General features: G+C 65.0%; 10 protein-coding genes. 7 read left to right on the top strand and 3 right to left on the bottom strand.

The annotated features are described in order from the left end of the window. Positions 1–309 precede the first annotated feature (309 nt). The 4 genes from ACNFBT_RS25870 to ACNFBT_RS25885 all read left to right on the top strand — a co-directional run bounded on the left by ACNFBT_RS25870 (position 310) and on the right by ACNFBT_RS25885 (position 8,368). A complete protein-coding gene (locus tag ACNFBT_RS25870) occupies positions 310–3,768 on the top strand; it encodes an alkaline phosphatase family protein (RefSeq protein WP_416753580.1) in 3,459 nt (1,152 codons plus the stop codon). 229 nt (positions 3,769–3,997) lie between these two features. Further along, on the top strand, positions 3,998–5,491 hold the full coding sequence (locus ACNFBT_RS25875; RefSeq protein WP_416753581.1) for an aldehyde dehydrogenase family protein: 1,494 nt from the start codon (positions 3,998–4,000) through the stop codon (positions 5,489–5,491). A 378-nt stretch (positions 5,492–5,869) separates the two neighbouring features. Then, positions 5,870–7,291, top strand: coding sequence for a GABA permease (gene gabP, locus ACNFBT_RS25880; protein ID WP_416753583.1), 1,422 nt, complete (start codon positions 5,870–5,872; stop codon positions 7,289–7,291). Between the two features lie 78 nt (positions 7,292–7,369). Continuing rightward, positions 7,370–8,368: a GlxA family transcriptional regulator gene (locus ACNFBT_RS25885; RefSeq protein WP_416753584.1), complete on the top strand. Its 999-nt coding sequence runs from the start codon at positions 7,370–7,372 to the stop codon at positions 8,366–8,368. A gap of 220 nt (positions 8,369–8,588) precedes the next feature. Here ACNFBT_RS25885 and ACNFBT_RS25890 read toward each other — a convergent pair whose 3' ends face one another. The 3 genes from ACNFBT_RS25890 to ACNFBT_RS25900 all read right to left on the bottom strand — a co-directional run bounded on the left by ACNFBT_RS25890 (position 8,589) and on the right by ACNFBT_RS25900 (position 11,904). Beyond that, the gene (locus ACNFBT_RS25890) at positions 8,589–10,283 is read right to left on the bottom strand and encodes an amidase (RefSeq protein WP_416753586.1); all 1,695 of its coding nucleotides are present in this window, start codon (positions 10,281–10,283) and stop codon (positions 8,589–8,591) included. Positions 10,284–10,657: 374 nt separating this feature from the next. Further along, entirely contained in the window at positions 10,658–11,161 is a 504-nt protein-coding gene (locus tag ACNFBT_RS25895) for a porin family protein (RefSeq protein ID WP_416753588.1), read from the bottom strand. Between the two features lie 437 nt (positions 11,162–11,598). Then, the gene (locus tag ACNFBT_RS25900; protein WP_416753589.1) at positions 11,599–11,904 is read right to left on the bottom strand and encodes a DUF1214 domain-containing protein; all 306 of its coding nucleotides are present in this window, start codon (positions 11,902–11,904) and stop codon (positions 11,599–11,601) included. 560 nt (positions 11,905–12,464) lie between these two features. Between ACNFBT_RS25900 and ACNFBT_RS25905 the strand changes: the two genes are divergently transcribed. The 3 genes from ACNFBT_RS25905 to ACNFBT_RS25915 all read left to right on the top strand — a co-directional run bounded on the left by ACNFBT_RS25905 (position 12,465) and on the right by ACNFBT_RS25915 (position 15,377). Beyond that, complete coding sequence (locus tag ACNFBT_RS25905; RefSeq protein ID WP_416753590.1) at positions 12,465–12,746, top strand: hypothetical protein; 282 nt, start codon at positions 12,465–12,467, stop codon at positions 12,744–12,746. Next, on the top strand, positions 12,743–13,174 hold the full coding sequence (locus ACNFBT_RS25910) for a hypothetical protein (protein ID WP_416753591.1): 432 nt from the start codon (positions 12,743–12,745) through the stop codon (positions 13,172–13,174). The genes ACNFBT_RS25905 and ACNFBT_RS25910 overlap by 4 nt, the downstream gene beginning before the upstream one ends. A gap of 661 nt (positions 13,175–13,835) precedes the next feature. Beyond that, positions 13,836–15,377: a nucleobase:cation symporter-2 family protein gene (locus ACNFBT_RS25915; RefSeq protein ID WP_416753592.1), complete on the top strand. Its 1,542-nt coding sequence runs from the start codon at positions 13,836–13,838 to the stop codon at positions 15,375–15,377. Positions 15,378–15,470 lie beyond the last annotated feature (93 nt).

The raw sequence follows: 15,470 nt of genomic DNA on the forward strand, positions 1-15,470 counted from the left end.
GTTCGCCCACAGGGCGTACATGCCTTCACGGCGGTACGCCCTGCGCCCGCTCCACCGCTTTCCAATACCCCCGATTCGGCTTCCGCCCGCACGCCCGCGCAATGCGAGCGGGCGGTGATTGGACAGGACTTCCATGTGTCACTAGCGTGAAGCTTCCAACCCCTCTTGAAAAATCAGGCCCAGGCGTCTCGACGACGCCCTGAATTCGCCTGTCGGACAACTTCGCTCCACTGATCTACGCGAGGCGTTGCCGGTACCGCTGACGTAATCGCTGGCAGACGCCGTATCCATCCATAGAGGAAGGGAATCATGGCAAGCCAATGGCCGAGTCAGATCAAGCACGTCGTCGTGCTGATGATGGAAAACCGCTCGTTCGATCATCTGCTGGGGGACTACAAGAGCCTCGACCCGAACTGCGACGGCGTGGACCGCAACAAGCCCCCACGCAGCAATGCCCTCACGCTGGCCAGCGGCGGAGCCCCCATAGAAATCACCCAGTCCGCGGAGTTGCCCACTGACTTCAGCCTCTGGGCGCCTCCCCCCTGCGAGAAACTCGCCCCCGGCACGGACCGCGAGGGAGTCGATCTCGGCCACGAATACGCCGACGTGGTGAAACAGCTCACCGACGGAAAGTCTTCCGATCTGGCGGCTCCGAGCATGGGCGGGTTCGCCCAGAACGCCTATGAAAAAGCCAGGAAGGATCTGAAGGTCCACAAGGTCTACGCGCAATCGATGGCCCAGCGGGCGATGAACTTCGTTCCCTTCGGCGCCGATCCGGCAAGCGACCCCTTGCCGGCCATCCAGGGCCTCGCCCGGCACTTCACTGTCTGCGACCGCTGGTTCTCCTCGGTGCCCGGCCCCACCTGGCCCAATCGCTTCTTCGCCATGCTCGGCAGCAGCCATGGGCGGGTCACCATGCCGGGCGACGGCACCCTGCTCGCGGGCATCAAGAGCCTGATCGCACAGTTCGGCGAGGAGAGCATCTTCTCCCTGCTCAAGGCCAACGGGCACGACGCGCGTATCTACTCCAACGGCAAGCTCCCCCTTGCCGCCATGATCAAGGAAGGCCTGCGGCATGCCTCCATCGACACCTTCAAAGCGGATGTCATCGCCGACAACCTGCCGGAACTGTCCTGGATCGAACCGGGCTACGGGCTGCTGTACGACACCCTCGGCCCGAACGACTCGCATCATCCCTCCGAAGACCTGCGGATCGGCGACCGCTTCATCGGGGACGTCTTCAACGCGCTGCTGGCAAATCAGGACGTCTGGGCAAAGACCCTGTTCGTGCTGCTCTACGACGAGCACGGCGGCTTCTACGACCACGTGGTGCCACCGGAGACCGTAGCTCCGGACGACCGGCCGGCGGACGTCACCTGGACCGGCAAGCTCCCGTTCACCCGCCTGGGCGTCCGCGTACCGGCGATCCTCGCCTCGCCGTGGCTCAAGCCGGGCCTGGTGAAGTGGAACGGCGACCGGGCGCACTACGACCACACCAGCCTGCTGGCCTTCCTGTGCGATCACTTCAAGTTGCCGCGAGAGAAACTGGGCGGACGGGTCCAGAAGGCGGAACACTTTGGCAACGCCGATATCTGGAGAAGCGCGGCGGTGCTCGACAAGTCGTTCCGGCTCGCCCCGACCCCGGCCCCGGAATGCGACTACCGCACGAGTACGGAAACGCCGCTGGCCACCAGCATCCGCCAGGTACTGGATACCGTACTGGCCTACTTCGATGGGCAGAACCTGACACAGGCCTGGAAGGACAGCGCCGACCGGATCAGCCAGCCCCTGTCCCGTGGTGAACGGTCGATGGCGAGCCCGGACAAGCTGGAGGCGAAGCTTCGGCGCTTGCAGGACCTGATGCTCAACACCTCCGGCCAGCCCTCTGTTCCGAGGACCCTGACCGCCAGGGCAGCGCAGCCCGAGACAGAGGCCGCGCGACTGCGTGTGCTCTGCCTGCACGGAGTCGGCCACGGCGATGCCAGCCAGGAAGAGTGGACCGTCGAGCCCGGCTGGCAAGCGCAATGGCGCTCCGCGATCAGCGCCAACCTGGCACACAATGGCCGAGGCATTGCGCCGGAGGACATCGTGTTTCTCCGCTATGACGACCTGTTCGGCGAAGGCCCGGACTTCGCCCAGATCGCCCGTGGGCTCGCCATGCTGCTGGACGAGACCAGCGAACGGGGCGGCGATGGCACACGCTCATGGGGCGTGCCCGTCGACCAGATGCTGCGCTGGACGGTGGGCATGACGGTCCAGTGGCTGGAGGACGCGGACCTTCGCACCCAGCTCTGCACCCGCCTGATGAATTGCCTGCGCACGTTCCAGCCGCAGATCATCCTCGCCCATAGCCTGGGCAGCCTGATCTGTTACGACGCCTTCCGTCGCGCAGTAGCCAAGCCCGGCGCGGCGCTGAATACCATCGACGGCCGGGTGTTCGTCAGCTTCGGCTCGCAGATCGCCCATCCGGTGGTCATGCGCGAGGTGTGGGGCGGCCGTGTCATGCGCCTGCACGACAACAACAAGGGCATCCGCCGCTGGTACAACCTGTACAACCCCCGTGACCCCGTATTCACCCGTCCCATCACCTCGCCGGACTCCGCGCGCATCGATCTGACCACCGAGTTCGAGATTCCCCTGCGCGACGATCTGCTCGATCTCGACCACGCGGGCGCCGCCTATCTGAACGATGACACCAGCCAGGCCAGCCTGTGGCCCCAGCTGGCCCGCAGCACGGTGGCCGATCGCGCCCTGGAGATCCCCGCCTTCCTGTCCCGCAGCGGACAGCGCAAGCTCCGGGCCCTGGTCGTCGGCATCAACGACTACCCCAACCCGGACATGCGTCTCAACGGCTGCATCAACGACACCTACCTGATCAGCCGCGTGCTCCAGGAGAGCGGCTATGACGCCGCCGACATCCGCCTGCTGCATGACGCCCGCGCGACCCGGGCCAATTTCGAAGAGCGTCTCGCGTGGCTGGTCGAGGGCACCCGCTCCGGGGATGAGCGTCTCATCTTCTACTCGGGCCACGGCGCCCGCCTGCCGGCCAGCAACTACAGCCGCGAAGCGGACCGCATGGATGAAACCCTGGTGCTGTATGACTTCGACTGGAACGACACCGCCAGCCACTTCACCGACAAGCTCTTCCGCCAGTTCTACAGTCACCTGCCGTTTTCAGCGGATGGACGCGGCGCCAGGCTCAACGTGATATTCGACTGCTGCTACGCCAGCGGCATGACCCGTGGCACCGGGCGCGTTCGCGGCATCACCGCGCCCAGCGACATCCGTCACCGCGCCCTGCTGTGGGACGAGACCTCCGGCGCATGGGACGAGCGCCCCTATGCCCAGGACGATGGTAGTCGCGACTTCACCCGGTCGACCGCCGAGGGGACGCGCCTGCCCCAGCGGCAGCGCCGCACCCAGGGCACCGCCACCGAACTGCGCCCGGACGACACCCGACACCTCCTGCGACAGGGGCGTCTCTACGGTCATAACGGCCCCTACCTGCCCTTGCTCCTGTTCGCCGCCAGGGAAAACCAGAAGGCCAGCGAATACGAGGCGGGGACCGCCAGCTATGGCGCCTTCACCTATTCGCTGGTCGAGCAGCTGCGCGGGGCCAGGGCCGCAGGCAGCACCCTGAGTTTCGAAGACCTGATAACCCGCGTGGGCAATACGCTGGCCGCACGCTCTCCAGGGCAGACGCCCGAACTGGTGGGGCCGCGCAATGTCCGCGACTCGGCGTGCCCGTGGCTCAGGCAGGAGGAATGAAGAAGCGGCTGCGCTTGAGGCAACCCCATCCCCATGGGGCCGGCCCGCGTCTCACTCGCTGTCGCAATGTGCGACAGCGAGCCTTCCCGCGATTGCCGCCAGAATAAAATAAATCCTTTAAATTCATAGAGTTGAATTAAAAAACAAGCCTTGGCACAGCCGTTGCGATGCTCCGCCTCAACCTGCTCGTAACTCAGCAGCATGAACAGACCAACAAGAGGCAATCGCAATGCTCGCTTCCCTGCCCATCAAGCCCGAATCCCGCGCCTTCCTGCAGCGCGCGCCGAAAATGCTGATCGGCGCCGACTGGACCTCCGCCAGCGACGGCGCCCTGATGGACCTGCGCAACCCGGCCACCGGCGAAGTACTCTGCCAGGTGCCGGCCGGCACCGCCGCTGACGTCGACCGCGCCGTGCGCGCCGCGCGCCAGGCCTTCGACGACTCGGCCTGGAGCCGTACCCGCCCGCGCGAGCGGCAGAATCTGCTGTGGAAGCTCGCCGACCTGATGGAACGCGACGCCGACCTGCTGGCCGAACTCGAATGCCTGAACAACGGCAAGAGCGCCGCCGTCGCCCGCGTGATGGACGTGCAGTTGGCCATCGACTTCCTGCGCTACATGGCCGGCTATGCCACCAAGATCGAAGGCAGCACCGTGGACGTGTCCATGCCGCTGATGCCCGAAGGCGACTTCCACGGCTACATCCGCCGCGAAGCCGTCGGCGTGGTGGGCGCCATCGTCGCCTGGAACTTCCCGCTGCTGCTGGCCTGCTGGAAACTCGGCCCGGCGCTGGCCACCGGTTGCTCGGTGGTACTCAAGCCGGCCGACGAAACCCCGTTGTCCGCCCTGAAACTCGCCGAGCTGGTGCTCGAAGCCGGCTACCCGGCCGGCGTGTTCAACGTCGTCACCGGCACCGGCATCACCGCCGGCGCCGCCCTCTCCCACCACCCGCTGGTGGACAAGCTGACCTTCACCGGCTCCACGCCAGTGGGCAAGGAAATCGGCAAGGCGGCCATGGACAACATGACCCGCGTGACCCTGGAGCTGGGCGGCAAGTCGCCGACCATCGTCATGGCCGACGCCGACCTCGCCACCGCCGCCGCCGGCGCCGCCCAGGCCATCTTCTTCAACCAGGGCCAGGTCTGCTGCGCCGGCTCGCGCCTGTACGTGCAGCGCAAGCACTTCGACAACGTGGTGGCCGACATCGCCGGCATCGCCAACGGCATGAAGCTGGGCAACGGCCTGGACCCGAGCATCGACATGGGCCCGCTGATCTCCGCCAAGCAGCAGAAGCGCGTGTTCGACTACATCGAACTGGGCCGCGACAAAGGCGCCACCATCGCCTGCGGCGGCGAGCAGTTCGGCCCCGGCTACTTCGTCAAACCCACGGTGATCGTCGACGTCGACCAGAAGAACCCGCTGGTGCAGGAGGAGATCTTCGGCCCGGTCCTGGTCGCCATGCCCTTCGACGACATCGACGACGCCCTGCGTCTGGCCAACGACAGTCCCTACGGTCTGGGCGCGAGCATCTGGTCCAACGACCTGGCGGCGGTGCACCGCATGGTGCCGCGCATCAAGTCCGGCTCGGTGTGGGTCAACTGCCACAGCGCGCTGGACCCGGCGCTGCCCTTCGGCGGCTACAAGATGTCCGGCCTTGGCCGCGAAATGGGCGCCGCCGCCATCGAGCACTACACCGAGCTGAAATCGGTGCTGATCCGCCTGTAAGACCTGCGTCTACCTCGACCGGATATCCCTTGCTCCGGTCCTCGCATCCCCCGGTTGCCACAGTGGCCGGGGGATTTTTTTGCCCGTTTGCAACGCAGTGCGCCCCGCAATAACGACCACCCCATGGACCTTCTCCCACGGCAAAAAGTCCGTCGCAGAGCGGCCCATGGCCACTACCCAGCGGCGCGCCATGTCGTTTTTTGTCATCCCCGTGGCGATCCTGAACAACTGGCGGAAGGCCCATCTGGCATAGCTTGAGCCCCGCATGATGCTGGCCGGTCCGCGCGGCGCCCCCAAGCTCCCACATCGCCCCGACCCGCGGCTGCGCACCCGACCCAGCGACTTCGATAAGAACAATTTCAATAAGAAGGCCGACACATGAGTGCTCCAAGTCCGAAAGGCACCAACGGCGATCTGGTGCAGGGCTTCAAGCCCCGCCACGTAACCATGCTTTCCATCGCGGGAATCATCGGCGCGGGGCTGTTCGTCGGCTCCGGCCCTGCGATCGCCGCCGCCGGGCCCGCCGCCATAGTGGCCTACGCCCTCTCCGGGCTGCTGGTGGTGCTGGTGATGCGCATGCTCGGCGAGATGGCCGTGGCCAGCCCCGACACCGGCTCCTTCTCCGCCTACGCCGACCAGGCCATCGGCCGCTGGGCCGGCTTCACCATCGGCTGGCTGTACTGGTGGTTCTGGGTGCTGGTCATCCCCATCGAGGCCATCGCCGCCGGGGTGATCCTCAACACCTGGTTCCCGCAGGTCGAGACCTGGGTCTTCGCCCTGTCGATGACGCTCCTGCTCACCGTCACCAACCTGTTCAGCGTTGCCAAGTACGGCGAATTCGAATTCTGGTTCGCCATGCTCAAAGTGGTCGCCATCATGGCCTTCATCGGCCTGGGCGCGGCGGCCCTGCTCGGCATCCTGCCCGGCCACGAGGTCAGCGGCCTGCAGAGGATCATGGGTGAGCACGGCGGCTTCGCGCCCAACGGCTGGACGGCGATCTTCAGCGCGCTGATCACCACCCTGTTCAGTTTCATCGGCACCGAGGCGGTGACCATCGCCGCCGCCGAATCCAGCGACCCCAGCCGCAACATCGCCAAGGCCACCCGCTCGGTGATCTGGCGCATCAGCGTGTTCTACCTGCTGTCGATCGCGGTGATCATCTCGGTGGTGCCCTGGGACGACCCGAGGCTGGTCGAACTGGGCTCCTACCAGCGCGCCCTGGAGCTGATGAACATCCCCCACGCCAAGCTGATGATGGACCTGGTGGTGCTGGTTGCCGTGGCCAGTTGCCTGAACTCCTCGATCTACATCGCCTCGCGGATGATCTATTCGCTGAGCCGGCGCAACGACGCGCCGGCCTTCATCCAGCGCACCTCGGCGGCCGGTGTGCCGCGCGCGGCGGTGATCGCCAGCACCCTGATCGGCATGGCCACCACCCTGCTGAACTTCTTCGCCCCGGGCCGTCTGTTCGACTTCCTGCTCGCCAGCTCCGGCTCCATCGCCCTGCTCGTCTACCTCGCCATCGCCGTGTCGCAGCTGCGCATGCGCGGCATCCTGCGGCGGCGCAACCACCAGCTGGTGTTCCGCATGTGGCTGTTCCCCTGGTTGACCTGGCTGGTGATCGGCATCATCAGCTTCATCCTGGTGGTGATGTTCATCATGCCGGCACACCGCGTGGAAGTCGGCTCGACCCTGGCGCTGACCGTTATCATCATCCTCCTGAGCCAGACCAGCCGCCGCACGGCGGGCCACGGCGAGCGCGAAACGGCGCTCCGCCAGCGCGCCGCGACCGGCGGCTGATCCGGGCACGATTCGCCGCGAGGCGGCAACTGACGAGCGAGGTGGCGATTGGTCGAACGGCGGCAATTCAGTGGTGCCATGCAGGGACGCAACCTGCGCTTCATCGCCGAGCAACAGAAGGAGCCCACCCGCCAGGCGCGGGTGGGTTTTCTGCTGCTCGAACACTTTTCCCTGCCGGCCTTCACCCAGGCGCTGGATACCCTGGTCACCGCCAACCTGATCCGTGCCGAGACCTTCGCCACCCAGACCTTCAGCCTGGACGGCGAGTCGGTCACCAGTGACCTCGGCCTGGTGATCTGCCCCGGCGCCGCGCTGAACTCGGCGCAACTCGCGGAGCTGGACCTGCTGGTGATCTGCGGTGGCCTGCGCACGCCGCTGCGCGCCATGCCCGAACTCACCCGCCTGCTGCAGATCGCCGCCGACCGGGGCATCACCCTCGCCGGCTTGTGGAACGGTGCCTGGTTCCTCGGCCAGGCCGGGCTGCTGGACGGCTACCGCTGCGCCATCCACCCCGAACACCGCGCGGCCCTGGCGGAGATCGCCCGGCACAGCGAAGTCACCAGCGAGAGCTACCAGCTCGACCGCGACCGCCTGACCGCCGCCAGCCCCACCGGCGCCTTCAACCTGGTGCTGGAGTGGATCAACGCACGCCACGGCCGCGAACTGGTGGACGCCATCGTCGACATCCTCGCCTTCGAGGAATCGCGCTTCCGCCGCACCCGCCCCGCCCTGCACGAAAAGTTCAGCGAGCCGCTGCGCGAGGCGATCAACCTGATGAGCGCGAACATCGAGGAACCCCTGAGCCAGGACCAGCTGTCGCAGTACGTCGGCCGATCCAAGCGGCAGATCGAGCGATTGTTCCAGGAGCAGTTGGGGACCACGCCGGTGCGTTACTACCTCGAACTGCGCATTACCGAGAGCCGGCGCCTGCTGCAGCATTCCGCCCTGCCGATGTACGAGGTGGCGCTGGCCTGCGGCTTTGTCTCGCCCAGCCATTTCAGCAAGTGCTACACCTCGTTCTACGGGTACTCGCCGTCCAAGGAAGTACGGTACGGGAATGTAAAGTCGGCCAAGTGACGGTCCCGGGCTTCGCCCCCTCACCCTAACGAGGGGACTGTTCCGAGCACCTGGGAACGATAACGCTCGCCGGTTGACTCGGTATTGGCCGTCAACACCGTAAGGCCCCCTCTCCTCGGGGAGAGGGCTGGGGTGAGGGGCAAACTCCCGCACCGAAACACCCCGGACCATCAAAAAAAATGCCCGCACAAGGCGGGCATTTTCTTCAGCGACGAACCGATCAGGCCAGCGGCGGCGTGCTCGGCGGCACCAGGCGCCTGGAGCCGGTGGCCTCGAAGGCCGCGGCGAAGCGCAGCAGCGCCGAGTCGTCATAGGCGCGACCGGCGAAGGTCAGGCCCACCGGCATGCCGATGTCGGCCATCACGCCCATCGGCACGGTGACGGTCGGCACGCCCAGGTGACGGATCGCCAGGTTGCCGTTGGCAACCCAGACGCCGTTGCTCCAGGCGATGTCGGCGGACTCCGGATTCACATCCGCATCCGCCGGGCCCACGTCGGCCACGGTGGGGAACAGCACGGCGTCGAGCTTCAGGCCGTCCATCCAGTCTTCCAGGTCCAGCTTGCGGGTCTTCTCCAGGCCGCGCAGGCCGTCCGGCAGGGTCTCGATCTGGTCCCAGGTCTTCAGGCCGCGCTTGGCCATGTTCACGTACTCGTCCATGCCGGCGACCAGGTCGTCCTCACGGTTCGGCAGGGTGCCGGGGTCGTGGGGGAAGATCTGCGGGCCATCGACATCGGCCAGCTTGTTCAGCTTGGGATCGCCGTTGGCGCGCAGGAAATCGTCGAAGCCCCAGCCCGACAGCTCCCACAACTCGTCATGGAGGAATTCCTTGCTGACGAAGCCACGGTTGTAGACGGTCGGCGCGCCGGGACGGTCGCCCTCGCAGTTGGAGACCAGCGGGAAGTCCACTTCGATCACTTCGGCGCCGGCCGCTTCCAGGGCCTTGCGGGCCTGTTCCCAGAGGTCGATGACCGAGGCGCGGGTGTTGATGCGCTGGCCGGTCGGGCCGCCAATGCCGGGCTTCTCGCTGGTGCCGGCCAGTTCATCCTTGTTGATGAACATGCGCGGCACGCCCAGGCGCTTGCCTTTCAGGGCGTCGGGGCCGGCAGCCAGGTCCAGGTAGGACGCCGGGCGCACCTCGGAGACGGCAGGGATCGGCACCCAGGGCTGCAGGCGCCACAGGTCGCCACGCTTGTCGCTGTCCTCGGCGACCACCACGTCCAGCACTTCCAGCAGGTCAGCCATGGTGCGCGCGTAGGGCACCACCACGTCCATGGTCGGGGTCAGCGGCCAGTTGCCGCGTACCGAGATCACGCCACGGGACGGGGTGTAGGCGCACAGGCCATTGTTCGACGCCGGGCCACGGCCGCTCGACCAGGTTTCCTCGGCCAGGCCAAAGGCGGAGAAGCTCGCGGCGGTGGCGGTGCCGGCGCCGTTGGAGGAGCCGGAGGCGAACGGCGCGGTGAGGTACTTGCGGTTGTAAGGGCTTTCCGCACGGCCGTAGACGCCGCGCTGCATGCCGCCATTGGCCATCGGCGGCATATTGGTCTTGCCCAGGCAGATGGCCCCGCCGGCGCGCAGGCGCTCGATGGTGAACGCATCGCGGTAGGCGACCAGGTCCTTGAAGGCCGGGCTGCCGGAGGCGGCGGTCAGGCCCTTCACCAGGTAGCTGTCCTTGGCGGTGTAGGGAATGCCGTCCAGCGGTCCGAGGGTCTCGCCACGGGCGCGACGGGCGTCGGAGGCTTCGGCTTCCTTCAGGGCCTCGGGGTTGCGCACGACCACGGCATTGAGCTTGGTCGGGCCATCGTAGGCATCGATACGCGCGAGGTAGGCCTTGACCAGTTCGACCGCGGTGGTGCGGCCCGACTCCAGGGCTTCACGCAGCTGCGCAATGGAAACTTCGGTTACCTCGATCATGCTGTCACCGTCGGCTGAAGGTTGTTGGAGGGGTGGAGGTCTGCGTCGCGACGGACCCAGACGGCGCAAGTCAGAAAATGCGTGTTCATCTCTATTCTCTTGTACTTCTGTTACGCGACGGGTGTGAGTGTACCGTCGGCCGGCGGCATTCATCGGCGCCCGGAGGACAGCCCGGGAACTGAAGTATGGCAACGAAGGCGAATAAGGCCGCCAGGGCGCACACACTGGCACGTCCGATCAGAATACACAACACGCGTAAATTAAAAAAAACGCCCGCCGACAGGGGAATCGGCGGGCCAAGCGGGCGCCTGGGGGTCGCCCTTGAGGAAGGAGGTCAGCGCGTCGCTGGGCCGAGCGCTGCCGGGTACTGCGGATCAGAAGCGGAAGTAGGCCGACAGGGTGGTCTGGTCGAGGTCGACATCGCCGACCTTCAGGGTCTCCTGCTCCAGGCGCACGCCCAGGCCGCCCAGCACGTCCATCTCGGCGCCGTAACCGTACAAGGCGTCCAGATCCTCGGAGTTGCCGGTTACGTCATCGTCATCGGAACGCCAGCCATGCACACCGGCGGTGCCGAACAGGCGGATACGCTCCCCGATCGGGACGCCCAGACGCACGTTGGCCTGCACCGACTGGCCTTCGAATTTCTTGTCGCCGTCACTCATCTCGCCGAAATCGACGACCGCGCCTTCGAACGCCAGGTAGTTGTTCAGGCGATAGCCTGCATAAAACTTGTAGCTGTTGTCCTTGTCGTCGAATCGGGACTCATCGATCTCGCCCTGCGTGACACCGCCACCCACATACAGACCTCTGTCATCGGCAAACGCCAGCACTGGGGCCGACAGCAGGAACAGGGTGGAAATCACTTTTGCGACACGCATGAAAACTCCTTACCAGAGGCAATAACCACCCCCAGTACAAACTTGAAATGAGCAGATTGAGATAGGCACGAACTTCCCGACCCGGGAATCAGCGCGTTATCAGCCGAGAGTGGAATAAATGAAAATCCGCAACAGAAAGAACCCGTCTGGATCGACTTCTTCATCCACGACACGCGGCCGGGCAATTAAATCCAACGGGGCAATTCGCTGCCTATCGTAGATTCTCGATACTCACTTCCAGACTGCATCGCAGTTATAAGCTGGGGAAGTTTTCATAAGGAGGGAAAAGACAAGAATGGGAATAGCGCGGCGCAGCTAAATCACTTCTGCAAAGATGAAAAGCGACCAACTTTTACAACATATTTCCCGGCAACTTCGCGGCACCGACAGGCGAGTCGAGGCCCTTCCCGGCCCCCCAACCCGCCCACCGAGTGGACTTACTTCACGTTGACGACGTCATCGGGTTTCCAGGTCTGGTCGTAGAGCGCATCCTCGGTCCCATAGAGGCGCAGGGCGACCAGGAAGTTGCGGCCGGGAATGGTTTGGATGAAGGCCGCGCCGGGCACTTCCTTGGGCTTCTCCGGGGCGAACCAGATCTCGATTGAGCCATCGGCCTGCTTGGGAATGTTGTAGTAGCCGTTGGTGGACGGTAGCAACTGTTTGGTTTCACGCATGGTGCCGTCGGTGTTGTCGACGGGGTACATCATGTTCAGGTTCTTGCCGCTGGCGTCGGGGAACTGCATCGGCTTGGCGTCCTTTTCGATCGCCCACAGCGCGACGCAGCAAAATGAGCTGCAAGCACCTCTCATTCAGGCACTGCCCTTTCCCGCCGCTCATAGGAAATCGCTAATCGCGGCGAAGCGTTGTTCTGTCGTCATTTTCGTGCGCAAGTACAGAAAGGGTTCCAGGTGATACATACGAAATCTCCCACGATCCTTTACCCTTGTGGGCCTACGAGCGCCGTCGATAGTCTCCCCTCGCCGCAGTTCTGCTGCGGTCGGGCGTAGCAACCCGAGCAACTTGTTCAAGGCGCGGTAGCGTCGTAGCCGTGAAGCATTGGGGATTTCATTCCAAGGGCTTCGCGTATCTATGGCGGGCCGCCGGAGCCGGACTTCGGTCTGGGCCGGGTTCCTTGGACACCGGTTTGCTACCTCCGCGCGGCCCGCCTCCCTCTTCGTGTAGCAACGGAAGGGTTGCGGCTCCTGACTCGTCCAAGGAGCAATGGAGATGCACTTTCCCCCTTTCACCCTCGTGCACCACCCTTTCCTTCGCTTTTCCCCTGACCTCCGCCCGGCGGTGCACCATGCCTGACTTCCGCCACGTTCCGCTGGCCACCCAGCCCTATGACGACGTGCTGTTGGTCAACGCATCGGCGCCGCCCGACCACCTTCACGAAACCGCGCTGCGGCGGCTGACCGCCGTCGAAGACCTCCTCCGGCTGATGGAGGATGACACCGACCGCGGCCTGATCCACGCCACCGCCCGACTGGCCTCGGCGCTGGCACCACTGGTGAGCGAGGCGCGGCAACTCTACGAGCTGGCATGGGACCAGCATGCGCGCGACGCTCGGAGACACGCCCAATGACGCACACCGGCGACGCCGCACAACAGCACTACGAGGCGGCGCTGGCGGGTCTCGCTCAGGTCCGCCAGTGCCTGCCGGCAAGCGAACTGGCGCTGTTGGAGGAGGTCCGGGGGCATGTGGAACAGGCGTTCTGGCAATCACGTCTGCGGCAACGGGTAACCCGCGCCTCGGTAGCGGCAACGCCTTATTGCCGCGCCATTCCGTTAGCGCCAATGCAGCGCAACCATGTCGAGGCACTACGCCAGGGCATGCTGGCCGCGGAACGCAGCTTCGCCGAGGGAGGCGACGTCGCGCCCTGGAATGCGTTGTTGTACGGGCGCTATCAGCGTGGCAAGGGGCACCAGCGGGAAAGCTTCGAATGCGGTTTCGTGATGCGGATGTTCCAGCTGTTGCACGAGGCCTGTGCCGAGCAGCCAACGGACGGCTGAAGCCGTCTGAGCGCAGCCCTGATCGTCGGCGGAAGAAGATCGCGGACAAAGTCCGTTCCTGCGCTGTTTTCTGGCTCCCCGCGTTCGCGGGGATGACGTGTGCGGAGGTCTGTGCACAACACCGTCACTCCCGCGAACGCGGGACAGTACGTAGGGCGTATAACGCTCCGCGTTATACGCCGATCAGCCCAGGTTCAGGGCGCTCCGAGCCGAGTTCTGGCGCCAGCGGCAGACCAAAGTGTAACGGCGTACAACCGCGAACGGTTGTACGCCCTACGGGTGCCGAAACCGTCGCTCCCCGGTGGGTACAGGCTGAAACCACAAGGTTCCGCGACGCTGGGCCGGATCACGCAACGGAACACTGTCAGGAGACGCCGCCCCTCCTCCAGGCCCCGAAAACAGTCGCCCTCACACCCTCCGTCACATTTTGCACTCAAAAAACTTCGATTTTGGTCGCAAAACATAAAAACATAGTGCACACACAAATCGACACCGCCACTCCCGCAAGAACCCCGCCCCAGAGCCACCCGCAATTCATCGCCGCATAACCGATCGGTCAGCTTTCGGACCACCGGACAAAAACATGTATACAAATCAGTGGATATTCCCCACGGATTTTGTCTACAGTGCTCGCACAACAAAAACAAGCGAGTCCTCAGCCATGAATGATCGTTCAGCTGTAGCGTCATCCGGAGCACGCCCGGAAGACGAGAACCTCGGAATCGGCGCCAACCTGGCGTACGGCCTGCAACACGTTCTGACCATGTACGGCGGTATCGTCGCCGTGCCCCTGATCCTCGGCCAGGCGGCCGGGCTCTCCCCCAGCGAGGTCGGCATGCTGATTGCCGCCTCGCTCTTCGCCGGTGGCCTGGCCACCCTCCTGCAAACCCTTGGCCTGCCCTTCTTCGGTTGCCAGTTGCCGCTGGTGCAAGGCGTGTCCTTCTCCGGTGTGGCCACCATGATCGCCATCCTCTCCAGTGGCTATGAGGGTGGCGGCCTGCCCGCCGTGCTCGGGGCGGTGATGGCGGCGTCGTTCATCGGCTTCCTGATCACCCCGGTGTTCTCACGCATCACCCGGTTCTTCCCACCGCTGGTCACCGGCATCGTGATCACCACCATCGGCCTGACGCTGATGCCGGTCGCGGCGCGCTGGGCCATGGGCGGCAACCCCAAGGCGCCGGAATTCGGCAGTATGGCCAACATCGGCCTAGCGGCCATGACCCTGGTGATCGTCCTGCTGCTGAGCAAGCTGGGCAGTTCCACCATTTCGCGCCTGTCGATCCTGCTGGCCATGGTGATCGGCACGCTGATCGCCGCCGCACTGGGCATGACCGACTTTTCCCGCGTGACCGAAGGCTCGATGGTGGCGATTCCGTCGATCTTCCACTTCGGCATGCCGACCTTCCACATCGCCGCCATCATCTCGATGCTGATCGTGATCATGGTGACCCTGGTGGAAACCTCGGCGGACATCCTCGCCGTCGGTGAGATCATCGGCACCAAGGTCGACTCCAAGCGTCTGGGCAATGGCCTGCGCGCGGACATGGCCTCCAGTGTCATCGCGCCGATCTTCGGCTCCTTCACCCAGAGCGCTTTCGCCCAGAACGTCGGCCTGGTGGCCGTGACCGGTGTGAAGAGCCGCTATGTGGTGGCTACCGGCGGCCTGATCCTGGTGACCCTGGGCCTGCTGCCGGTGATGGGCCGGGTGATCGCTGCGGTGCCCACACCTGTCCTCGGCGGCGCCGGCATCGTGCTGTTCGGCACCGTGGCGGCCAGCGGTATCCGTACCCTGTCGAGCGTGGACTACCGCAACAACATGAACCTGATCATCGTCGCCACCTCCCTCGGCTTCGGCATGATCCCGATCGCCGCACCGAGCTTCTACGAGCACTTCCCGAGCTGGTTCGCCACCATCTTCCACTCGGGCATCAGCTCGGCGGCCATCATGGCCATCGGCCTGAACCTGCTGTTCAACCACCTCAAGACCGGCAACTCGGACCAGCAGTCGGTGTTCGTCGCGGCCAGCGAGCGCATCCTGCGCTACCAGGATATCGCCGCGCTGAACGAGGGTGACTACTTCCAGAATGGCAAGCTGTATGACTGCGACGGCAAGGAGGTCCCGCTGGTCAACGACGATCACGATGACCACCATGCCCCCGGTCATAAGCGACAGGTGCGCGAGACGGCGAACAGCCACGTCTGACCTGGCGAGAGAAACGAAAAAGCCCCGCATCCGCGGGGCTTTTTTCATGTCCGCTCGTTGATCCTTGTAGGGGCGAGCTTGCTCGCGAACGGA

Source organism: Pseudomonas sp. NY15181, assembly GCF_048068055.1.
GTDB lineage: Bacteria > Pseudomonadota > Gammaproteobacteria > Pseudomonadales > Pseudomonadaceae > Pseudomonas.